Origin of the sequence: Burkholderia sp. RF7-non_BP4 (assembly GCF_001521935.1) — a bacterium.
Lineage (GTDB): Bacteria > Pseudomonadota > Gammaproteobacteria > Burkholderiales > Burkholderiaceae > Burkholderia > Burkholderia diffusa.
Genome location: NZ_LOTA01000034.1, coordinates 214,560 through 235,037 on the forward strand (window position 1 = coordinate 214,560; position 20,478 = coordinate 235,037).

Sequence of the window (20,478 nt, forward strand, 5' to 3'; positions counted from 1 at the left end):
CAAAATCAAATTGAACGACCGTGCTTTTTCGTTGTATGCTGCCTCCGTTCGATCCGGACATGCGGCCGTTCGACCGCGCACAATGAAGCGCAGCCACCCCGGCGCGCGATGCATGGAGGCAGGCAGATGGCAGTGGATTACTCGACTCGCGACGGCGTGGCCGTCATCACGCTCAACAATCCGCCCGTCAACGGGCTCGGCCTGTCGACACGCCAGGGCGTCATGGACGCGCTCGATCGCGCCGCGCAGGATCCGTCGGTCACGGCGATCGTGCTGACCGGCGCGGGCCGCGCGTTCTCGGGCGGCGCCGACATCACCGAATTCAATACCCCGAAGGCCCTGCAGGAACCGACGCTGCACACCGTGATCCGCGCGGTGGAGGCGAGCGCGAAACCGGTCGTCGCGGCGCTGCACAGCGTCGTGATGGGCGGCGGCCTGGAGCTCGCGCTCGGCGCGCACTATCGCGTCGCGGCGCCCGGCGCGCAAGTCGCGCTGCCGGAGGTGAAGCTCGGCCTGCTGCCGGGCGCGGGCGGCACGCAACGCCTGCCGCGCGCGGTGGGCCTCGAAACCGCGCTGAACATGATCGTGTCGGGCGCGCCGGTGCCGTCGGAGCAGCTCGCGACGAGCGGGCTGTTCGACGAGATGGCCGACGGCGACCTGCTCGACGCGGCCGTCGCGTTCGCGCGCAAGGTCGGCGCGCGGCAGGGGCCGCATCCGCGCGTGCGCGATCGCGGGATCGTCCACGAGAATGCGGCGGGCTTCATCCAGTTCGCGCGCAATTCCGCACGGGCCGCCGCGCCGAACTTCCCCGCGCCGCACAAGTGCATCGACGCGATCGAGGCCGGCGTGCTGAACGGTTTCGACAAGGGCAGCGTCGCCGAGCGCGACGGTTTCGTCGCGCTGATGATGACGCCGGAAAGCCGCGCGCTGCGCCATGCGTTCTTCGGCGAGCGCGCGGCGAGCAAGATTCCCGACGTGCCGGCCGATACGCCGGTGCGCGAGATCCGCCGCGTCGGCGTGATCGGCGCGGGCACGATGGGCGGCGGGATCGCGATGAACTTCATCAACGCGGGCCTGCCCGTCACGCTGCTCGAGACGAAGCAGGACGCGCTCGACCGCGGGCTGGCCACGATCCGCAAGAACTACGACGCGCAGGTGAAGAAGGGCAAGCTCACGCAGCAGAAGCTCGACGCGCGCATGGCGCTGATCACGCCGACGCTGTCCTACGACGACCTGAAGGATGCGGACCTGATCGTCGAGGCCGTGTTCGAGGAGCTCGGCGTGAAGGCGCAGGTGTTCGGCCAGCTCGATGCGGTGGCGAAGCCCGGTGCGATCCTCGCGTCGAACACGTCGACGCTCGACGTCGACAAGATCGCCGCGTTCACGAAGCGGCCGCAGGACGTGGTCGGCATGCACTTCTTCAGCCCGGCGAACGTGATGAAGCTGCTCGAGGTCGTGCGCGGCGCGCAGACCGCGAAGGACGTGCTCGCCACCGTGATGGCGGTGGCGAAGAAGATCCGCAAGACGGCGGTCGTGTCGGGCGTGTGCGACGGCTTCATCGGCAACCGGATGATCGAGCAGTACATCCGCCAGGCACTCTTCATGCTCGAGGAAGGCGCGCTGCCTGCGCAGGTCGATCGCGCGATCGAGAAGTTCGGTTTCGCGATGGGCCCGTTCCGGATGAGCGACCTCGCCGGCAACGACATCGGCTGGGCGATCCGCAAGCGCCGCTATGTCGAGCAGCCCGATCTGCATTACTCGAAGATCGCCGACCGCCTGTGCGAACAGGGCCGCTTCGGCCAGAAGACGGGCGGCGGCTGGTACGACTACGTGCCGGGCGAGCGCAAGGCGAAGCCGTCGGCGCTCGTCGACGAGATGGTCGTCGCGTATTCGAAGGAGCGCGGCGTGGAGCGGCGCAAGATCGGCGACGACGAGATCGTCGAGCGGCTCGTGTTCGCGCTCGTCAACGAAGGCGCGAAGATTCTCGAGGAGAAGATCGCGTCGAAGGCGTCCGACATCGACATGGTTTATCTGACCGGCTACGGCTTCCCGCTGTGGCGTGGCGGCCCGATGCTGTATGCGGACATGGTCGGCCTCTACAACGTCGAGCGCGCGATCCGCCGCTATGCGGCCGCGCCGAACGGCGATGCGTGGCAGCTCGCGCCGTCGATCGTCGAACTGGCGAAGGCCGGACGCGGGTTCAACGGCTGACGCCGGGCGTGACGGCGCGCCCGGGCTTGCAAGGAGAAACGCAATGAAACGCACTGACGACGTGTTGCTCGTGATCGACGTGCAGTACGACTTCATGCCGGGCGGCGCACTCGCGGTGCCGGACGGCGACGCGGTCGTGCCGATGATCAACGCGCTCGCGCGACGCTTCGACCAGGTCGTGCTGACGCAGGACTGGCACCCGCGCGACCACGTGTCGTTCGCGGCGAATCATCCGGGGCGCGAGCCGTTCTCGACGCTTGCGCTGCCGTACGGCGAGCAGGTGCTGTGGCCCGTGCATTGCGTGCAGGACACCGAAGGCGCGGCGCTGCATCGCGACCTCGACATCCCGCACGCGAGGCTCGTGATCCGCAAGGGCGGCGACGCGCAGGTCGACAGCTATTCCGCGTTCGTCGCAGCCGATCGCACGACGCGCACGGGGCTGGCCGGCTATCTGCGCGAGCTCGGCGCGAAGCGCGTGTGGTGCTGCGGGCTCGCGACCGACTATTGCGTCGCGTGGTCCGCGCTCGACGCGCGCGCGGCCGGCTTCGAGGCCGCCGTGATCAACGATGCGTGCCGTGCGATCGACCTGAACGGGTCGCTCGCGCACGCATGGCAACAGATGCAGGCGGCGGGCGTCGCGCACGTGACGTCCGCGGGCGCGCGCCCGACGGCGTAGCGCATTCCCATCCGATTCAGGACAGCAGGACCGAAGGAGACTCGCATGACCGAAGCCGTAATCGTATCGACCGCACGCACGCCGCTCGCGAAATCGTGGCGTGGCGCATTCAACATGACGCACGGCGCGACGCTCGGCGGCCACGTGGTCGCGGCCGCGCTCGAACGCGCGAAGCTGGACCCCGCGCGCATCGAGGACGTGATCATGGGCTGCGCGAACCCCGAAGGCGCGACCGGCGCGAACATCGCGCGGCAGATCGCGCTGCGCGCCGGGCTGCCGGTGAGCGTGCCGGGGATGACGGTGAACCGTTTCTGCTCGTCCGGGCTGCAAACCATCGCGCTCGCCGCGCAACGGATCGTCGCGGGCGAGGGCGACGTGTATGTCGCGGGCGGCGTCGAATCGATCTCGTGCGTGCAGAACGAGATGAACCGGCACATGATCCAGGAGGGCTGGCTCGTCGAGCACAAGCCCGAGATCTACTGGAACATGCTTCAGACGGCTGAGAACGTTGCGAAGCGCTACGGAATCTCGAAGGAGCGGCAGGACGAGTACGGCGTGCGGTCGCAACTGCGGGCCGCGGCCGCGCAGGAAGCCGGGCGCTTCAACGACGAGATCGTGCCGATCACGGTACGCGCGGGCATCGCCGACAAGCCGACGGGCCGGCTGTTCACGCAGGACGTGACGGTGTCGGCCGACGAAGGCATCCGGCCGGACACGACGCTCGACGGCGTGTCGAAGATCCGTTCGGCCGTGCCGGGCGGCGTGATCACCGCGGGCAACGCGAGCCAGTTCTCGGACGGCGCGTCGGCGTGCGTGGTGATGAACGCGGATGTCGCACAGCGCGAAGGGCTGCAGCCGCTCGGCGTGTTCCGCGGTTTCGCGGTCGCCGGTTGCGAGCCGGACGAAATGGGCATCGGCCCGGTGTTCGCGGTGCCCAAGCTGCTGAAGCAGGCGGGGCTGAAGGTCGACGACATCGGCCTGTGGGAACTGAACGAAGCGTTCGCGGTGCAGGTGCTGTACTGCCGCGATACGCTCGGGATTCCTGACGACCGCCTGAACGTGAACGGCGGCGCGATCGCGGTCGGCCATCCGTACGGCGTGTCGGGTGCGCGCCTGACGGGGCATGCGCTGATCGAAGGCAAGCGGCGCGGCGTGAAATACGTGGTCGTCACGATGTGCATCGGCGGCGGGCAGGGCGCCGCCGGCCTGTTCGAAATCGTCTGATTTTTTTGCATGCCGGCCGACGGCTGCCGCTTGCGCCGACGCAAGCCGCGGCCGTCGAATGCGATTCGAAAGGATTGGGAAGCAAACGGTGCCGGTTCGATGCTGCCGTTTCCCCTTACTTGTCAAACGAATTGCCGCACCTATACTTGCTCTGACATTTGCCTTTCGGCGGGATGGGGCAACGCGTGCATCGCACCGACGCACGCGATGCGTTTCCGGTAGCCGGCGCAGTCGATGCATCGCGCGTGTCCGGCACCGTGAACGTTCGAACCACGCAGCAGACCGAACGGGGACCGAATTGAGCACGACCTATGCAGCCGGGGAACCGCCGCGCGTCGTCAGCGCGGCCGCGAGGCTCTATGCGAAATGCCTGCTGGTCGGCTTCGCATTGCTGCCAGCCTATCTGATCGCCTATCTGTGGTTCTACAGCGACCCGCACGTCGTGTTCGAGAGCCACGCCTTCCATGAAATTGCGATCGCCGCCGCGACCCTCGAGGGTGCGTTCGTCACCTACGTGACGTGGGTGTGCTACCGGTCGTCCGGCGAGCCGCTGTTGCGCTGGCTGACACTCGGCTTTCTGGGCTTCGCGATGATCTATGCGATGCACGGCGTGTTCACCGGGATGGCGCATCACAACATCTGGCTGTTCCTGCTGTACGGGCCTGCATCGCGCCTCGTGATGTCGATCCTGCTGCTGACGGGGCTGCTGTCGTATTCGCAGCCGCCCGATCGGTTTGAGAAGCGTACGCGCGCGCGAACGTGGCTGCCGTGGATCGTGTTGTTCCTGGTCGTCGACGTGGCGGTCGCATACATTGCGTATTCGCCGGTCGCGGGCGCGCTGGGCACGCGACTGTCGATGGAAGGCGGCGCGCTGGTGTTTTCGCTGCTCAACGTCGGCGTGCTGCTCGCGCGGCGCATCCGTTCGCCGCTGATGGTGATCTACGGCGTGTCGATCATGGCGTTCGCGCTGTCGTCGCTCGCGTTCATCCTCGGCAAGCCCTGGAACCACATGTGGTGGCTCGCGCATGCGATCTTCGCGGGCGGGTTCTTCCTGCTCAGCTACGGCGTCGTGCAGGCGCTGCAGACGACGCGCTCGTTCTCGGCGATCTACAGTCAGGAAGACCTGATGAGTCGGCTCTCGGAATCGATGGCGCGCACCGAGAGTGCGTTGCAGGAGTTGCGGCGCACGAACCAGAAGCTCGAATACATGGCCGCGACCGATCCGATGACGGGCGCGTCGAACCGCCGCCAGTTCATCGCGCAGGTCGAGCGCGAGATCGTGCGCGCGGAGCGCGACGGCACGCCGTTTTGCCTGCTCGCGCTCGATCTCGACAACTTCAAGAACATCAACGACGCATACGGGCACCAGATCGGCGACGAGGTGCTGCGCGGCGTCGTGCGCCAGTGTCTCGAGGCGATTCGTCCGGCCGGTGCTCTCGCGCGGGTCGGCGGCGAGGAATTCATGGCGCTGTTGCCCGAGATGCCGCTCGAAGGCGCGCGCATGACGGCCGAGCGCGTGCGTTCGTCGATCGCGAGTTCGCCGTTCGGGCTGGATTTCAAGCGCGTGCAGGTGACGGTCAGCGTCGGCGTCGCGCAGTACGGTGTCGACGGGAGCACGGTCGATGCGTTGCTGCGGGCGGTCGATGAACGGCTGTACCAGGCGAAGCGCGACGGGCGCAATCGCGTGGTCGCGCACTGACGAGCGGCCGTCGCGCATTCGACGACGTAGTGCGCGCGGCCGCAACATGATGGCGCGACGCGAGGCAGGTTCGTCTCGCACGCAACTGGAATGAAGCCCCGCACGAGCATGCGCGTGCGGGGCTTTCGTTTCACTGGCGCATCGGCTAACGCGACGCGATGGCCGCCGCACGCTCCGGCTGCGCGTCCTGCATCCGCTGCGACGCCTGCCACCAGTACTTGCCCGCGCGCAGTTGCGGATCGCGGATCGCGAGATACGTCGTGCTCCACAGCTGTGCCGCGTTGGCCTCGGTTGCATCCGCGCTGCGGGTGCCGAATGCATCGGTCTGGTACCGGCCGTTCACGTACGACCAGGTCCACATTTCCGACGTGCGCATGTCGCGTCCGTTCGAGATCACCTGCCAGATCGTCTGCCGGGCCTGCGTCAGCAGCGTGCGCGTTGTGTCCGACAGATCCTGGCGCGCGAGCTGGCGGTCGAGCCCGGCGACCCACATCGCCTGCTGCCACGACCAGATCACCGTGCCGTGATATGCGGAACTCGTGAATTTGGGCCACAGCGCCTGGTTCGCATACGCGGGGTTCGCGATCAGCATCCCGACGTCGGTGACGAGCCCGGTCGGGAACGGCCGCGTAACGTCGGTGACGATCCGCTGAAGCTGGTCGTCCGGCGGCGTGCCGAACAGCAGCGCGAAGCCGCCGTCGGAATTCATCACCGGGATCGGCGTGCCTTGCTGGTCGAGCGACAGCGCGTAGAACATCAGCGGCGCGCTCGGCGCGGCGCCGGCCGGCACACCGGCAGACGGCGCATAGGCCGATATGTCGGTCGCGGCCTGCGCGGCCGGCACGCTCACCTGGAACAGCGGCGGCGCCTGCTGCTCCCAGGTCGCCGCTTCGGTCGCCGTGTTCGCGAGCGTCGCGCGTTGCCCGGCGTCCAGGTAAGGATCGAGCAGGCCGCGCGCGAGGAACGCATTCGCCGCGCGCAGCGCGGCCGGCACGAGCACCGCATTCACGTCGTACGGATAGACGCCGCCGCCGAGCCCGTCGGTGCTGTCACGCCAGTTGCCGACGATTTCGCCGGGCCGCAGGTGGATCAGGTTCGCGACCGACGGCTGCTGGGCGAACGGCTGCGCGGTCGCCGCGACGTGCAGCAGGTTGACGACGAGCCGGCTGCCGTTCGTCTGGCCGTCGCTGCCGCGTTGCGCGAGATAGGCGGCCGCGCGCGCCTGGCCGCGCGCGTCGTCGATCAGCCAGGCCGCCGCGATCGGCGCGAGCAGGTAGTCGCTGTCGATCATCTTGTAATCGTAGGTCGGCGTTGCATCGTTCGGCCGGCCGTGCTTCGCGTTGTCGACCAGCGCGAATTCGCCGATGCCTTCCTCGTGCGCGACCTTGCCGTCGTTCGACAGGCGACTCAGCACCGACGTCAGCCCGGCCTCGATCGCCGCGGGCTCAAGCACCGGCATCAGCATGCGCACCGAGATCAGCGTGTCGCGGCCGAAGTACGTGTCGTATTGCCACGAGCCGGCCAGCAGCTTGTCGTGGAAGCTCAGGAATTCGAGCACGTTCTGGCTGACCGGGTCGGGATTCACGGACGGCGCGAGCAGGTCCGCGCGCAGGATTGGCGACAACGGCGTTTCGCCCGACAGCGCGTCGACGTGCAGTTTCAGCGTATGCGCGCCGGGCGCCGCGCGCAGCACGAGCTTGCCGCCCGCGGCCGTCGCGATGCTGCCGCCGTCGCGCAGCGTGATGCGCAGCATCTGGCCGGGCGCGCCGTCGATCCGGTCGCGCTGCCATTGCACGGCGCTGCCCTGGACCGTCGGGGCGGTGACGATCTCCGGCGGAATCGTCGCGCCGCCGTTGAAGTCGCGCAGGAAGCGCACGTTGCCGAGCAGGCCCTGGCGGATCGTCAGCGTATCGGTGTCGACCGACACGTCGGCGCCGATGCCGTACAACGCGCGACCGCGCGTGTCGGGCGCCGACAGTGCGGACGGTGGCGTGTCGAGACTCCAGTTCACCGGCTGAGCGACGTCGTCGAACCACACCCCGGTGCCGCTGTTGCCGGCCGGAAACACCACGAGCAGACGCGGTTTCGTCGACGAGCGCACCAGCAAGTGCGCGGCGACCTTGTCCTGCCGGTAGAACGCATTGATCTGCCCGCCGGCGTCCATGCGAAACGACAGTGCGGCGCTATTCGACGGCGTACCGCTCGACTGTACGTCGTCGTCGTTGCAGGCGGCGAGCAGGCCCGCGCAGACGAATCCGAGACACAGCGATTTGGTGAAGCGGTGCACGTTCATGACGACCCTCCTGATGCATGTGATTTTTATCGGAATGCTGAATGAGCGGACGGTTTGATCCGCTTTGTGCCGCGTCGTGGGCATTCTGAAAATGTCCGGGATTAATCGTCGAGTGATGCTCGGGGGCGAATTGAACGGTATTAATCGAATGGGCGATCAATGCCGAAAAGTGAAGGCAAAAGGACGCGCCGCCCGTTTTGATGCGGGTGTAGTCACTGGAGAAAGCCTTCGCGAAGGCGAAGGGCAATGTTCGTGCGGTTCTGAAAAATCAGACGAAAGACGTTGTATGGGATTCTAAATTTCGATGAAAGTCAAAGTCAATGATGTTTTATGGATTTTCGAATATTTAATTGCCTGTTAAATCGCAATTATTACTCGTCTAGTCGGTAAAAACTGCGATTATGAAAATATGAATAACGAATCCGGATAACGATCGATCAAATGGTTGGCAATGGCGCTTCAATCCGGCGATCCGGCGATTGATGCCGGACCGGAGTCGAGCCAATCGCGACGTGAAGCCGGCCGATTCGGCCGAGCAATGCGCGTTCCCGCCATTCGGCCGCAGACGGACGCCATTGCCGCCGCACGCCAACCGATGCGGGCTGCCCGCTGCATGATCACCCCATCGCGGTCGTCAAGTTTGGTAGGCTTGGTGCCTGCCGCCGTTTCCCGGATCGCGTCGTCGAATATCGATGCGGTGAAAAATCGCGTATCGTCGTCGGAACGACCGGACGACGGTCGATATTCGACCCGTTTCGTCCCGGCCCGCCCGCGCCAGCAGGCAAACAGCGCAGACCGACAACAGACGGGGTGCGTCGCCCGCCGCCCCAGCGGCGCGCCGGCAGCACGCACGCCAACGAACAGGAGCAACGGAAGTGATCAGACATATCGTGATGTGGAAGCTGAAAGAATCGGCGGAAGGCGGCACGCGTGCGCAAAACGCGTTGAAGCTGAAGGAAAAGCTCGAAGGCTGCCGCGACCTCGTACCGGGCATCCTGCAACTCGACGTCGGCATCGCGACGCCGGGCCTGGAAGCCACGTCGGACGTCGTGCTGGTGTCCGATTTCACGGATCAGGCCGCGCTCGATGCGTACCAGGTGCACCCGGTTCACCAGGAAGTGAAGAAATTCGTCGTTGCCGTGGCCGAATCGCGCCAGTGCGTCGACTACCTGTCCGACAGCGCACGATGAGCGACGCGGCATCCCCGACGGACGGCCCGTCGATCGAAAGCCCGTTCGTCGATCTGCTCGGCGTGCGGCTCGTGTCCGCGAAGGATGGCGCGAGCGAGATCGTGCTGCCGCTCGACGAGCGGCACATGAACACGTGGAGCATCGCGCACGGCGGCGTGACGATGACGCTGTCGGACATCGCGCTCGCGATGGCCGCCCGGAGCCTGACCGACGACGGCGTCGGCGTCGTCACGGTCGAGATGAAGGTGAATTTCATGCAGCCCGGGCGCGGCGAGTTGCGCGCATACGGACGCGTGATGCATCGTTCGACGACGATGGCGTACTGCGAAGGTGAAGTGCGCGACAGCGACGGCAACTTCGTCGCGAAGGCGCTCGGCACGTTCAAGTACATGCGGCGGCTCGCGGTCGGCCGCGACATCAAGCGGCAACGCACGCGCACGGCGCCGGATGCCCACCCCGGCCCGAGCGACGCGTAAGCGCCGGAACGCGCGGCCCTGCCTGGTTACGGGCAGGGCCGTTTTGTTTTGCGGCACGGATTCGCAGCGGGCCCGCGTCACGCTGCGAACGGAGCCAAGGAGCCAGCCATGAACACGATCAATCGCCAGATTCTGCTCGTGTCACGCCCGCAAGGCGCCGCGAGCGCCGACAACTTCCGGCTCGTCGAAACGCCGCTCGTGCCGCTCGCCGACGGCGAGCTGCGGGTCCGCAACCATTTCCTGTCGCTCGATCCGTACATGCGCGGACGCATGAACGACGCGAAGTCGTACGCGGTGCCGCAGCCGCTGAACGAAGTGATGATCGGCGGCACGGCGGGCGAGGTGATCGAATCGCGTCACCCGGATTTCGCTGTCGGCGAGCACGTGGTCGGCCAGTTCGGCTGGCAGGAATACGGCACGTCGAACGGCAACGGGCTGCGCAAGGTGGACACGTCGCGGGTGCCGTTGTCCGCCTGGCTCGGCGTGACCGGCATGCCGGGCGTGACGGCGTGGGTCGGGCTGAACCGGATCATCGCGCCGAAAGCCGGCGAAACGATCGTCGTCAGCGCGGCGAGCGGGGCGGTCGGCAGCGTCGTCGGCCAGCTCGCGAAGCGCGCCGGATGCCGCGCGGTCGGTATCGCGGGCGGCCCCGACAAGTGCCGCTACGTGGTCGACACGCTCGGCTTCGACGCGTGCGTCGACTATAAGGCCGGCCGGCTGGCCGACGATCTGGCCGCCGCGACGCCGGACGGCGTCGACGGCTGTTTCGAGAACGTCGGCGGCGCCGTGCTCGACACGACGATGACGCGGATGAACGCATTCGGCCGGATCGCCGTGTGCGGGATGATCGCCGGCTACGACGGCGTGCCCGTGCCGCTCGCGAATCCGGGCCTGATCCTGCGTTCGCGGCTGACGATGCAGGGCTTCATCGTGTTCGAATATCCCGACGCATGGCCGCCCGCGCTGGCCGAGCTCAGCGAGCTCGTCGCGACGAAGCAGCTGCATTACCGGGAGACGATCGCATACGGACTCGAGCGGGCGCCGGACGCGTTCCTCGGGCTCCTGAAAGGCCGCAATTTCGGCAAGCAGCTCGTGCAGCTCGTCTGATCCGCGCATGGCATCATGTGACGCTTGTCCGTTCACGGCGCCGCACGCGCCGTTCTCACCGATGCCGCTGAATCCGAAGATCGCCCAGATACTCGACATGGTCGAGCGCGCGAAACGCCCGTCCTATCACCATCAGACGCCGCAGCAGGCGCGCGCCGCGTACGAGAAGAGCGCGCCGATCCTCGACGTCGCGCCCGCGCCGATGCATTCGGTCGAGGCCTGCGTCGTGCCGACGCGCGATGGCCGCACGATCGGCGCGCGGCTGTATCTGCCGGTCGAGCCGAGCCTCGCCGAACCGCTGCCGGCGTTCGTCTATTACCACGGCGGCGGTTTCACGGTCGGCAGCGTCGACACGCACGACGCGCTGTGTCGCATGTTCGCGCGCGACGCGCAGTGCGCGGTGCTGTCGGTCGACTACCGGCTCGCGCCCGAGCACCGGTTCCCGACCGCGGTGAACGACGCCGACGACGCATTGCGCTGGCTGCATCGCGAGGCCGCCGCGTTCGGCATCGATGCGGCGCGGCTCGCGGTCGGCGGCGACAGCGCGGGCGGCACGCTCGCGACCGTCTGCGCGGTGCTCGCGCGCGACGCGGGCATCGACCTTGCGCTGCAGCTGCTGATCTATCCGGGCGTGACGGGCTACCAGGACACCGAATCGCACGGACGGCTCGCGAACGGCTACCTGCTGACGCAGGACACGATCCAGTGGTTCTTCACGCAATACGTGCGGGATCGATCCGACCGCGACGACTGGCGCTTCGCGCCGCTCGACGGCACGCGCGGCGCGCCGTCGTTCGCCGGTGTGGCCCCGGCCTGGATCGCGACGGCCGAATACGACCCGCTGAGCGACGAGGGCGCTGCGTACGCGGACAAGCTGCGCGCGGCCGGCAATGCGGTTACGCTGGTCTGCTATCCGGGGATGATCCACGAGTTCTTCAAGATGGGCGGCTACGTGCCGGAGGTGCGGGCCGCGCATGCCGACGCGGTGGCGGCGCTCAAGGCCGCATTCGACGACGTTTGACGGCGGCGGCGCCCGGCGCCGCGCGGAGGAAGCGATGACCGACGGCTGGGTGGAAACGGGTGACTGGGCCGTGCTGGGCGGCGATGCCGCACGTATTCGCGATGCGGTGTTCGTGCGCGAGCAGCGGATTCCGCCGGAATGGGAGCTCGACGACGAGGATCCGCTGTCGCTGCACGCGGTGGCTTACCGTGTCGATGCGGCGACCGGCGCGCGCCGCGCGGTCGCGACGGGACGGCTGCTGCGCACCGGCACGATCGGCCGCGTCGCGGTGCTGGCCGACGCGCGCGGGCAGGGCGCGGGATCGGCCGTGCTGCATGCGCTGCTGGACGCGGCGCGGCATCGCGGCGAGCCGGTCGTGCGGCTCTACGCGCAGGATGCCGCGGTGTCGTTCTACGCGCGGCACGGCTTCGCGGCGATCGGCGAACCGTTCGTCGAAATCGGCGTGCCGCACGTCGAGATGGCGCGCGCGCCCTAGTGCCGCGCGGGCGGCAGGCTCAGCGCGGTTGCGTCGCGTCGATGTCGAACGTGAACGCGCGCTCGAAACTGCCCGGGCGAACGGTGCGGTGCGAGCCGTCGTCGTCGCAACGTTCCTTGATGTCGACCGTCAGCCGCACGCCTTCCTTCATCGTCACGCGCAGCGCGGTCGTGCCGCGCGTGCCGTATTCGGGCGTCTCGATGAACGCAGCCGACAGCGCCCGCTCGCGCTCGACCGGAATGCCGGTATGCGGCAGTGCGTCGTCGTCCGCGACATGCGGATCGCGCATCAGATCGATCAGCTCGTCGAGCGACGGGGTCGGGTTGTCGGTCAGCAGCGTGCCGAGTTCGGCGCGCTTGCGCACGACTTTCGGCCAAGGTGTATCGAGCCGCGCGTTCGACAGCGCATGCACGCCGGCGCCGATCGAGACCGGCGCGGCGATCCCGGTTTCACCTTCGGCCGCGCGATTGCAGAGCCACGCGAGTTCGCGCCGCTTCCAGTCGCCGACCAGCAGGTTGAAGCCGTTGTAGACAGCCGCGTGCTCGGCCAGCTCGCCGAGGTAGTCGAGCGGCGCGACGGACGGGCCGCGGAGGAAATCGGACACGAGCTTGCCGCGGGTCGGCGCGCCCGCGCGAATGTCGAACGGCGCGCGGTAATTGGTCAGCGCCGCGAAGCGGCCGTCGCGCGACACGCCGAGCCACGTGCCGCCCGCTTCGAGATCGCGGCCGGCGAGCACGCCCGGCACATCCTCCCACCACGAAAGCGGCGCACTCGTGCGACGAAAGAATTCGTCGCGGTTGGCGGTCAGGGTAAAGACGGGACCGGCGGCGGCATCAGGCTGCCAGTCGAAGGCAATCAGACACATCGGGCGAATCTCTCGCAGGAAACGTCGGGCGCCGGCCGCCATGTGCGAGCCGGCGTGCGAACGGGTTGTCAGTGCGTCACGCTTCCGTCGGCCATGCGTACGGCAGCGCGTCGAACGCGAGCGCCGGACCGTCGGCCGCACCGAGGTGCACCGTGCCGTTGTCGAGCGCGGCCAGCTTGATCTCGACGAGCGCGTCGACGCCGCCCGCGGGCGCGGCCGCCGCGTTGACGATCATCCCGCACGGCTGGCCCGGGTCGTCGCTGTGGAACAGCTCGACGCCGGCATGCACGGTGTCGGTCTCGCCGACGACGTGCGCGAGCGCGGTACGGCGCTTGATCGTGCCGCGGTACTGGCTGCGCGCGACGATTTCCTGGCCCGGGTAGCACCCCTTGCGGAAGTTAACGGCACCGATCACGTCGAAGTTGACCATCTGCGGCACGAACTGTTCGACGGCCGGCTGCGTGATGCGCGGCTCGCCCGCGCGCACGTCGAGCCAGTCCCACACGGCCGGCGACACGACCGGCAGCGTGCCGGCGAGCGCGGCGAGACGCGCGTCGACTTCCGCGCGCGGCCCGATCCACAGGTAGCGCTTGCGGCCAGCCGCATCCGGCACGCGAATCAGCGCCCCGGCCGGGCCGTCGACCTTCACGTGCACGCCGTCCGGCAGCGCGTCGAAGATGCCCGACAGCGCGTCGCGCACGTCGCCCGCGAAGCCGACCACCGCGAGCGCGTCGCTCGCGTCCGTCAGTTTCGCTTTCGCACGCAGCACGAACATCGACAGTCGTTTCTGCACGGCGGCCTGGACGTCCTTCGAGACGAGCAGGCGCACGCCGTGACCGGCGCGCCACGCGAGGAACGACGCGAGCAGGCGGCCCTTCGGCGAGCAATAGCCGGACAGGCGCGCGCTCGCGGCATCGAGATGCTCGATGTCGTTGGTGAGCTGGCTGTGCAGGAACGTCGCGGCGTCGTCGCCGGCCACGTCGATCACGCCGAACTGCGCGAGCGGCATGCAGGCGCCCGGCGCGTCGAAATCGGCGGCGGACGGGCGGGGGAAAACGGGGAGCGAGACGGATGCGGGCTGGGCAGCCGGTGAAGCGAACGGTGTGCTCATGGAATGAGGGAACAGTCAACCCTGACTTTGACGAAGGCGAGCAAGTATTATATGGGTCTTACCTGAGTCACGTTTCCATGTCCCTACTGAAGAAATGCGCCGCGACTGTCGTGGCGCTGGCCGTCGTTGTGGCCGCTGCCGGCGCGGGCGGCGGGTATTACTGGGCGACCCGGCCGCTGCTGCTGGGTGCCGCGTCGCTCGACGTCACGATCAAGCCGCGCAGCAGCGTGAAGAGCGTCGCGCTGCAGCTCAAGCGCGGCGGCGTCCCGGTCGAGCCGCTCGGCTTCGTCGCGATGACGCGCCTGCTCGGGCTGTCGAGCCGGCTCAAGTCCGGCAACTACGAATTCAAGACCGGCATCACGCCGTACGACGTGCTGCAGAAGATCGCACGGGGCGACGTGAACGAATACGTCGCGACGGTGATCGAAGGCTGGACCTTCAAGCGGATGCGCGCGGAACTCGACGGCAATCCCGATCTCGCGCACGCGACGGCCGGCATGAGCGACGCCGAACTGTTGCGCGCGATCGGGGCGCCGGACAACGCGATCCAGCGCGGCAGCGGCGAGGGGCTGTTCTTCCCCGACACCTACCTGTTCGACAAGGGCACGAGCGATCTGAACATCTACCGGCGTGCGTACCACCTGATGCAGACGCGCCTCGACGAAGCGTGGGCCGCGCGCGTGCCCGGACTGCCGTACAAGACGCCTTACGAAGCGCTGACGATCGCGTCGATCGTCGAAAAGGAAACGGGCCACGCGGCCGATCGCGCGTTCGTCGCGGCGGTGTTCGCGAACCGGCTGCGCATCGGGATGCCGCTGCAGACCGATCCGTCGGTGATCTATGGCCTGGGGGATGCGTACGACGGCCGCCTGCGCAAGCGCGACCTGCAGGCCGACACTCCCTACAATACCTACACGCGCCGCGGGCTGCCCCCGACGCCGATCGCCCTGCCGGGCGTCGCCGCGCTGCAGGCGGCGATCAATCCGGCCCAGACGAGCGCGCTCTATTTCGTCGCGAAGGGCGACGGCACGAGCGTGTTCTCGGACACGCTCGGCGACCACAACAAGGCCGTGGACAAGTACATACGAGGTCAATAATGGCGAGCGGTAAATTCATCACGTTCGAAGGCATCGACGGGGCGGGGAAGACCACCCACCTGCAATGGTTCTGCGAACGCCTCCAGGCCAGGCTGGCCGCGAGCGGCCGGCAGGTCGTCGTGACCCGCGAGCCGGGCGGCACGCAACTGGGCGAGAAGCTGCGCGAAATCCTGCTGAACCAGCCGATGGATCTCGAGACCGAAGCGCTGCTGATGTTCGCCGCGCGCCGCGAGCACCTCGCGCTCGTGATCGAGCCCGCGCTCGCGCGCGGCGATTGGGTCGTGTCCGATCGCTTCACCGACGCCACGTTCGCGTATCAGGGCGGCGGCCGCGGGCTGCCGCGCGACAAGCTCGAGACGCTCGAGCGCTGGGTGCAGGGCGGTTTCCAGCCCGACCTGACGGTGCTGTTCGACGTCGCGCCGCAAGTGGCGAGCGAGCGCCGCGGCGCCGCGCGCATGCCCGACAAGTTCGAAAGCGAGTCGGACGCATTCTTCGCGCGCACCCGCGGCGAATACCTGCGGCGCGCGGAAGAAGCGCCGCATCGCTTCGCGATCGTCGACGCGACGCAGACGATTCCCGAAATCCGCCAGCAGCTCGAACGCGTGCTCGCCGCGCTGTAACACGAAGGAACGCACCACATGATCTATCCGTGGCAGACCGACGACTGGAACCGCCTGCAGCAACTGCGTGCGCAGTGGCCGCATGCGCTGCTGCTGCACGGCCAGGCCGGGATCGGCAAGCTGCAGTTCGCACAGCATCTCGCGCAGGGCTTCCTGTGCGAGGCGCCGCAGCCGAACGGCGAGCCGTGCGGCACCTGCGCGGCCTGCACGTGGTTCGCGCAGGGCAACCATCCGGACTACCGGATCGTGCTGCCCGAGGCGCTCGCGGGCGAGGCGCCGGGCGTCATCGACGACGCGAAGCCGGCCGACGCGGACGAAGGCGGCAAGAAGACGCGCACGCCGAGCAAGGAAATCAAGATCGAGCAGGTGCGTGCGTTGCTCGACTTCTGCGGGGTCGGTTCGCACCGCGGCGGCGCGCGCGTCGTCGTGCTGTATCCGGCCGAGGCGCTGAACGTCGCCGCGTCGAACGCGCTGCTGAAGACGCTGGAGGAGCCGCCGTCCGGCGTCGTGTTCCTGCTGGTGTCGGCGCGCATCGACCGGCTGCTGCCGACCATCATCAGCCGCTGCCGGCAGTGGCCGATGACCGTGCCGGCGCCCGACGCGGCCGCGGCGTGGCTCGCGGCGCAGGGCATCGGCGATGCGCGCGCGCTGCTCGCCGAGGCCGGCGGCGCGCCGCTCGCCGCGCTGGCGCTCGCGAGCGACGAGAACCGCCCGCTGCGCGATTTCACGCTCGGCCAGCTCGCGGCCGGCGCCGCGTGCGATCCGTTCGCGTGCGGCGAGACGCTGCAGAAGCTGCCGGTGCCGCTGGTGCTCGGCTGGCTGCAGCGCTGGCTGTACGATCTGCTCGCGCAGCGGATGGCGGGCGCGCCGCGCTACTTCCCGATGCAGGCGGCCGCGCTCGCGCGGTGCGCGGAAGGCGTCGACGCGAATGCGTTCGCGCGCTTCATGAAGGCCGTGACGCGCCAGCGGACGGTCGAGAACCATCCGCTCAATGCCCGGCTCGTATTCGAGGAACTGTTTCTCGGTTATCGGGAAATGTTCGCGTGAGCGCGTATTGTTTCCTTCGCGTGAGGAAACGATTGCCGGCGAGCGCATGAGCGCCCGCCAACCGTATTCAGGAACCACGATGTTCGTCGACTCTCACTGCCACATCAATTTCAAGGGTCTCGCCGACCGCCTGCCTGCCGTGCTGGAGAACATGCGCGAGCACGACGTCACGCACGCGCTGTGCGTGTCGGTCGACTTCGAGACGCTGCCCGACGTGCTCGCCATCGCGCAGGCGCACGACAACGTGTACGCTTCGGTCGGCGTGCACCCGGACCACGAGGACGCGCGGGAGCCGACGCTCGCGGAACTGATCGAGCTGGCCGCGCACCCGAAGGTCGTCGCGATCGGCGAGACGGGCCTCGACTACTATCGCCTCGAGGGCCGCTCGATCGCCGACATGGAGTGGCAGCGCGAACGCTTTCGCACGCACATCCGCGCGGCGACCGCGACGATGAAGCCGCTGATTGTCCACACGCGCTCGTCGTCGGAGGACACGCTGCGGATCATGGCCGAGGAGCGCGCGGACGTGCCGGGCGGCGTGATGCACTGCTTCACCGAGCCGTGGCCCGTCGCCGAGCAGGCGCTCGCGCAGAACTTCCATATCTCGCTGTCGGGGATCGTCACGTTCAAGAATGCGACCGACGTGCAGGACGTCGCGCGGCGCGTGCCGCTCGACCGGCTGTTGATCGAAACCGACTCGCCGTACCTCGCGCCGGTGCCGTATCGCGGCAAGCCGAATGAACCTGCGTACGTCAGCCATGTCGGACGCTTTATCGCATCCGAGCGCGGGATTGCCGTCGAGGCGCTCGCCGATGCGACGACACAGAACTTTTTCCGGCTGTTCAAGATCGCCCGCTAACGACGCGCGGCCAGCCGACAACCCAGGGAAGGAGCCCACAACAATGACGAAGCCGACCACATATCTGCCCAAGCGCGCACTCGTCGCCGCCGCGCTCGTCGCGAGCGGCCTCTTCGCCGCCGCCGGCGCGCATGCCGAGTCGCTCGACGCGATCGTCAAGGCGGTCAAGTTCGACGACATCGCCGACATCGGCAAGCAGCTCAAGAGCGGCAAGCTCGATCCGAACACGCTCGCGCCGAACGGCGACCCGATCCTCGTGATCGCCGCGCGCGAGAAGTCCGACAAGGTTGCCGCCGCGATCGCCACGACGCCGAACGTCGACCTCGAGAAGGAAGACAAGGCCGGCGAGAACGCGCTGATGCTCGCGTCGCTGAACGGCGACGTCGGGCTCGTCAAGCTGCTGATCGACAAGGGCGCGGAAGTCAGCAAGAAGGGCTGGGCGCCGCTGCACTACGCGGCGACTAACGGCCAGGACGAGGTCGTCAAGATCCTGCTCGACCACGACGCGTATATCGACACCGCATCGCCGAACGGCACGACGCCGCTGATGATGGCCGCGCGCGGGAACCACGCGACGACGGTCAACCTGCTGCTCGACCAGGGTGCCGATCCGCAGGTGAAGAACCAGCTCGGCATCACCGCGCTCGAGTTCGCGAAGCACTACAAGGCGCCGGACGCGATCGACATCCTGAGCAAGCGGACGGTGCGCATCGGTGCGTCGGCGCCGGCAGATGCCCAAAAGAGTGCAAAATGACGGTTTCGGCGCGGTGGCGCAGCGCCCGGACGGCTGGAATCCGGCCGTCCGCGGGCGTGAGGCCGCCGCGCCGGTCAGCGCAGCAAGCGGCCCCCGGGCCGCATTGACATAAGGAACACCATGTTGCGGGCTATGTTTTGTGCCGCGGCGTTCGCCGTGCCGTTGTCGGCGGCGGCTTTCACGGGCGCGGATCTCGACCGGCTGTGCGCGAAGACGGACGTCAAGTCGCGGGCGTCGTGCGCGGCCTACATCGAAGGCGCCGCCGATGGCGTCTACAACACGATCGACGCGATCGGCGGCACCACGGGGCCGCGCGTCGGGCAGTATTTCTGCCTGCCGCCCGACATCCGGGCGCAGCAGATGACCGACGCGGTGCGCAAGTACATCGCGGAGAACCCGAAGCTGGCCGACTACAACGCGAGCACCGCGGTGTCGCTCGGTCTCGGCAAGGCGTTCCCGTGCAGGGGCGGCAGCTGATCTGACGCCGCGGCCGGGCGCGCGCGTTGCCCGGACGTCGCCGACGCATCCAGGACGAGGCCGCCGCGCCTCATAACCGAAGCATCCCGGGCGCCGATGATTTCAATCGAGGAATTGCAGCGCATCGCCGATGCGCCATTGCATGCGTGGCTCGGCACGCTGGGCGTGTCGGTCATCGTCGTGCTTGTCGTCGTGATCGTGCACCGTGTCGGCGCACGCATCGTCAAGCGCATCGCGCAACCGTATCCGTTGATGAGCGTGATCCTGCGCTACATCGACAAACCGTCGCTCGTCACGCTCGCGCTGCTCGCGCTCGAGTTCCTGTGGATCCAGGCGGACGAAGGCATGTCGTTCGTGGGCGGGATGCGCACCGCGGCCGCGGTCGGCTCCATCGTGTCGCTGACCTGGCTGCTGGTGCGGCTCGCGGCCGGCGTCGGCGACGCGATCATCCAGGCCCATCCGATGGACGCGGCCGACAATCTCCACGCACGACGCGTCCACACGCAGGCCAAGGTGCTCGTGCGGACCGTCATGGTGCTGATCGTGATCATCGGCACCGGCGCCGCGCTGATGACCTTCCCGAACGTGCGCCAGGTCGGCGCGAGCCTGCTGGCGTCGGCCGGCGTCGCGGGGCTGGTTGCCGGCATCGCCGCGCGGCCGGTGCTCGGCAACCTGATCGCCGGGCTGCAGATCGCGCTCACGCAGCCGATCCGGCTCGACGACGTCGTCGTGATCCAGGGCGAGTGGGGCCGCATCGAGGAAATCACGGGCTCGTTCGTGTCGGTGCGGCTGTGGGACCAGCGCCGGCTCGTCGTTCCGCTGCAGTGGATCATCGAAAATCCGTTCACGAACTGGACGCGCAGCAGCTCGGAGATCATCGGCACGGTGTACCTGTCGGTCGACTACCGCACGCCGCTCGCGCCGCTGCGCGAGGAGCTCGCGCGGCTCGTCCATGCGGCGCCCGAGTGGGACGGCCGCGTGCAGGTGCTGCAGGTGACCGACGCGACCGAGCGCACGATGCAGTTGCGCGCGCTCGTCAGCGCGGCCGACTCGTCGGCGTGCTGGGATCTGCGCTGTCGCGTGCGCGAGGGCTTGATCGCCTACCTGCAGGCGCGTTTTCCGCAATGCCTGCCGCGCAGCCGGATGGAGCTGTATCCGCACGATGCGGCGCTGGACGAGCCGAACCCCGAACGGCCGCATGCGCGGCCGCCCGCCGCCAGCACGGCGGCCAACACCGCGGCCGATCCGAAGGCCACCGAAGGCCGCTGAACGCGTG

Annotated in this window: 19 protein-coding genes; 16 read left to right on the forward strand and 3 right to left on the reverse strand. The window is 68.1% G+C overall.

Annotated elements, in window-relative coordinates; translation table 11 throughout:
• The first annotated feature begins 126 nt into the window (after nt 1–126).
• The 4 genes from WS49_RS14820 (at nt 127) to WS49_RS14835 (ending at nt 5,810) form a co-directional block, all read left to right on the forward strand.
• Nucleotides 127–2,211, forward strand: coding sequence for a 3-hydroxyacyl-CoA dehydrogenase NAD-binding domain-containing protein (locus tag WS49_RS14820; RefSeq protein ID WP_059529725.1), 2,085 nt, complete (start codon nt 127–129; stop codon nt 2,209–2,211).
• 43 nt (nt 2,212–2,254) lie between these two features.
• A complete protein-coding gene (gene pncA / locus WS49_RS14825; RefSeq protein WP_059529728.1) occupies nt 2,255–2,887 on the forward strand; it encodes a bifunctional nicotinamidase/pyrazinamidase in 633 nt (210 codons plus the stop codon).
• A 45-nt stretch (nt 2,888–2,932) separates the two neighbouring features.
• Complete coding sequence (locus WS49_RS14830; RefSeq protein ID WP_059529731.1) at nt 2,933–4,111, forward strand: acetyl-CoA C-acyltransferase; 1,179 nt, start codon at nt 2,933–2,935, stop codon at nt 4,109–4,111.
• A 298-nt stretch (nt 4,112–4,409) separates the two neighbouring features.
• Nucleotides 4,410–5,810 carry a sensor domain-containing diguanylate cyclase gene (locus WS49_RS14835; RefSeq protein ID WP_059529734.1) on the forward strand — a complete coding sequence of 467 codons (1,401 nt, stop codon included), beginning with the start codon at nt 4,410–4,412 and terminating at the stop codon, nt 5,808–5,810.
• Nucleotides 5,811–5,955: 145 nt separating this feature from the next.
• Here the strand turns inward: WS49_RS14835 and WS49_RS14840 are convergent, their stop codons facing one another.
• A complete protein-coding gene (locus tag WS49_RS14840; protein WP_059529971.1) occupies nt 5,956–8,097 on the reverse strand; it encodes a hypothetical protein in 2,142 nt (713 codons plus the stop codon).
• 881 nt (nt 8,098–8,978) lie between these two features.
• Between WS49_RS14840 and WS49_RS14845 the strand changes: the two genes are divergently transcribed.
• The 5 genes from WS49_RS14845 (at nt 8,979) to WS49_RS14865 (ending at nt 12,372) form a co-directional block, all read left to right on the forward strand.
• Nucleotides 8,979–9,293, forward strand: a complete 315-nt coding sequence (locus WS49_RS14845; RefSeq protein WP_059529737.1) for a Dabb family protein — start codon at nt 8,979–8,981, stop codon at nt 9,291–9,293.
• Nucleotides 9,290–9,769, forward strand: a complete 480-nt coding sequence (locus tag WS49_RS14850) for a PaaI family thioesterase (RefSeq protein ID WP_011885047.1) — start codon at nt 9,290–9,292, stop codon at nt 9,767–9,769. The genes WS49_RS14845 and WS49_RS14850 overlap by 4 nt, the downstream gene beginning before the upstream one ends.
• Nucleotides 9,770–9,877: 108 nt before the next feature.
• Entirely contained in the window at nt 9,878–10,876 is a 999-nt protein-coding gene (locus tag WS49_RS14855; RefSeq protein ID WP_059529740.1) for an NADP-dependent oxidoreductase, read from the forward strand.
• Nucleotides 10,877–10,937: 61 nt separating this feature from the next.
• Nucleotides 10,938–11,897, forward strand: a complete 960-nt coding sequence (locus tag WS49_RS14860) for an alpha/beta hydrolase (RefSeq protein ID WP_059529743.1) — start codon at nt 10,938–10,940, stop codon at nt 11,895–11,897.
• A gap of 34 nt (nt 11,898–11,931) precedes the next feature.
• The gene (locus WS49_RS14865; RefSeq protein WP_059529746.1) at nt 11,932–12,372 is read left to right on the forward strand and encodes a GNAT family N-acetyltransferase; all 441 of its coding nucleotides are present in this window, start codon (nt 11,932–11,934) and stop codon (nt 12,370–12,372) included.
• A 19-nt stretch (nt 12,373–12,391) separates the two neighbouring features.
• Here WS49_RS14865 and WS49_RS14870 read toward each other — a convergent pair whose 3' ends face one another.
• Together WS49_RS14870 and ygfZ are read right to left on the reverse strand one after the other, a co-directional pair.
• On the reverse strand, nt 12,392–13,237 hold the full coding sequence (locus WS49_RS14870; protein ID WP_059529749.1) for an NRDE family protein: 846 nt from the start codon (nt 13,235–13,237) through the stop codon (nt 12,392–12,394).
• A gap of 76 nt (nt 13,238–13,313) precedes the next feature.
• A complete protein-coding gene (ygfZ, locus tag WS49_RS14875; protein ID WP_059529752.1) occupies nt 13,314–14,348 on the reverse strand; it encodes a CAF17-like 4Fe-4S cluster assembly/insertion protein YgfZ in 1,035 nt (344 codons plus the stop codon).
• Nucleotides 14,349–14,425: 77 nt separating this feature from the next.
• Between ygfZ and mltG the strand changes: the two genes are divergently transcribed.
• From mltG to WS49_RS14910, 7 genes are all read left to right on the forward strand, one after another.
• Nucleotides 14,426–15,445 carry an endolytic transglycosylase MltG gene (gene mltG, locus WS49_RS14880; protein WP_059529755.1) on the forward strand — a complete coding sequence of 340 codons (1,020 nt, stop codon included), beginning with the start codon at nt 14,426–14,428 and terminating at the stop codon, nt 15,443–15,445.
• Nucleotides 15,445–16,065: a dTMP kinase gene (gene tmk / locus WS49_RS14885; RefSeq protein WP_059529758.1), complete on the forward strand. Its 621-nt coding sequence runs from the start codon at nt 15,445–15,447 to the stop codon at nt 16,063–16,065. The genes mltG and tmk overlap by 1 nt, the downstream gene beginning before the upstream one ends.
• An 18-nt stretch (nt 16,066–16,083) precedes the next feature.
• Nucleotides 16,084–17,112 (forward strand): DNA polymerase III subunit delta', encoded by a 1,029-nt coding sequence (locus WS49_RS14890; protein ID WP_059529761.1) that lies wholly within the window; start codon nt 16,084–16,086, stop codon nt 17,110–17,112.
• A 79-nt stretch (nt 17,113–17,191) separates the two neighbouring features.
• Nucleotides 17,192–17,971 carry a TatD family hydrolase gene (locus tag WS49_RS14895; RefSeq protein ID WP_059529764.1) on the forward strand — a complete coding sequence of 260 codons (780 nt, stop codon included), beginning with the start codon at nt 17,192–17,194 and terminating at the stop codon, nt 17,969–17,971.
• Nucleotides 17,972–18,014: 43 nt separating this feature from the next.
• A complete protein-coding gene (locus WS49_RS14900; protein WP_059529767.1) occupies nt 18,015–18,725 on the forward strand; it encodes an ankyrin repeat domain-containing protein in 711 nt (236 codons plus the stop codon).
• Between the two features lie 120 nt (nt 18,726–18,845).
• Nucleotides 18,846–19,202: a Rap1a/Tai family immunity protein gene (locus WS49_RS14905; protein WP_006755340.1), complete on the forward strand. Its 357-nt coding sequence runs from the start codon at nt 18,846–18,848 to the stop codon at nt 19,200–19,202.
• A gap of 96 nt (nt 19,203–19,298) precedes the next feature.
• Complete coding sequence (locus WS49_RS14910) at nt 19,299–20,471, forward strand: mechanosensitive ion channel family protein (protein WP_059529770.1); 1,173 nt, start codon at nt 19,299–19,301, stop codon at nt 20,469–20,471.
• Nucleotides 20,472–20,478: the final 7 nt, after the last annotated feature.

Coding starts and splice junctions, on each gene's coding strand:
- WS49_RS14910 (WP_059529770.1), top strand. CDS start 19,299: ATGATTTCAATCGAGGAATTGCAGCGCATCGCCGATGCGCCATTGCAT.
- WS49_RS14820 (WP_059529725.1), top strand. CDS start 127: ATGGCAGTGGATTACTCGACTCGCGACGGCGTGGCCGTCATCACGCTC.
- WS49_RS14890 (WP_059529761.1), top strand. CDS start 16,084: ATGATCTATCCGTGGCAGACCGACGACTGGAACCGCCTGCAGCAACTG.
- WS49_RS14865 (WP_059529746.1), top strand. CDS start 11,932: ATGACCGACGGCTGGGTGGAAACGGGTGACTGGGCCGTGCTGGGCGGC.
- WS49_RS14905 (WP_006755340.1), top strand. CDS start 18,846: ATGTTGCGGGCTATGTTTTGTGCCGCGGCGTTCGCCGTGCCGTTGTCG.
- ygfZ (WP_059529752.1), bottom strand. CDS start 14,348: ATGAGCACACCGTTCGCTTCACCGGCTGCCCAGCCCGCATCCGTCTCG.
- WS49_RS14830 (WP_059529731.1), top strand. CDS start 2,933: ATGACCGAAGCCGTAATCGTATCGACCGCACGCACGCCGCTCGCGAAA.
- WS49_RS14860 (WP_059529743.1), top strand. CDS start 10,938: ATGCCGCTGAATCCGAAGATCGCCCAGATACTCGACATGGTCGAGCGC.
- WS49_RS14850 (WP_011885047.1), top strand. CDS start 9,290: ATGAGCGACGCGGCATCCCCGACGGACGGCCCGTCGATCGAAAGCCCG.
- pncA (WP_059529728.1), top strand. CDS start 2,255: ATGAAACGCACTGACGACGTGTTGCTCGTGATCGACGTGCAGTACGAC.
- WS49_RS14870 (WP_059529749.1), bottom strand. CDS start 13,237: ATGTGTCTGATTGCCTTCGACTGGCAGCCTGATGCCGCCGCCGGTCCC.
- tmk (WP_059529758.1), top strand. CDS start 15,445: ATGGCGAGCGGTAAATTCATCACGTTCGAAGGCATCGACGGGGCGGGG.
- mltG (WP_059529755.1), top strand. CDS start 14,426: ATGTCCCTACTGAAGAAATGCGCCGCGACTGTCGTGGCGCTGGCCGTC.
- WS49_RS14900 (WP_059529767.1), top strand. CDS start 18,015: ATGACGAAGCCGACCACATATCTGCCCAAGCGCGCACTCGTCGCCGCC.
- WS49_RS14855 (WP_059529740.1), top strand. CDS start 9,878: ATGAACACGATCAATCGCCAGATTCTGCTCGTGTCACGCCCGCAAGGC.
- WS49_RS14895 (WP_059529764.1), top strand. CDS start 17,192: ATGTTCGTCGACTCTCACTGCCACATCAATTTCAAGGGTCTCGCCGAC.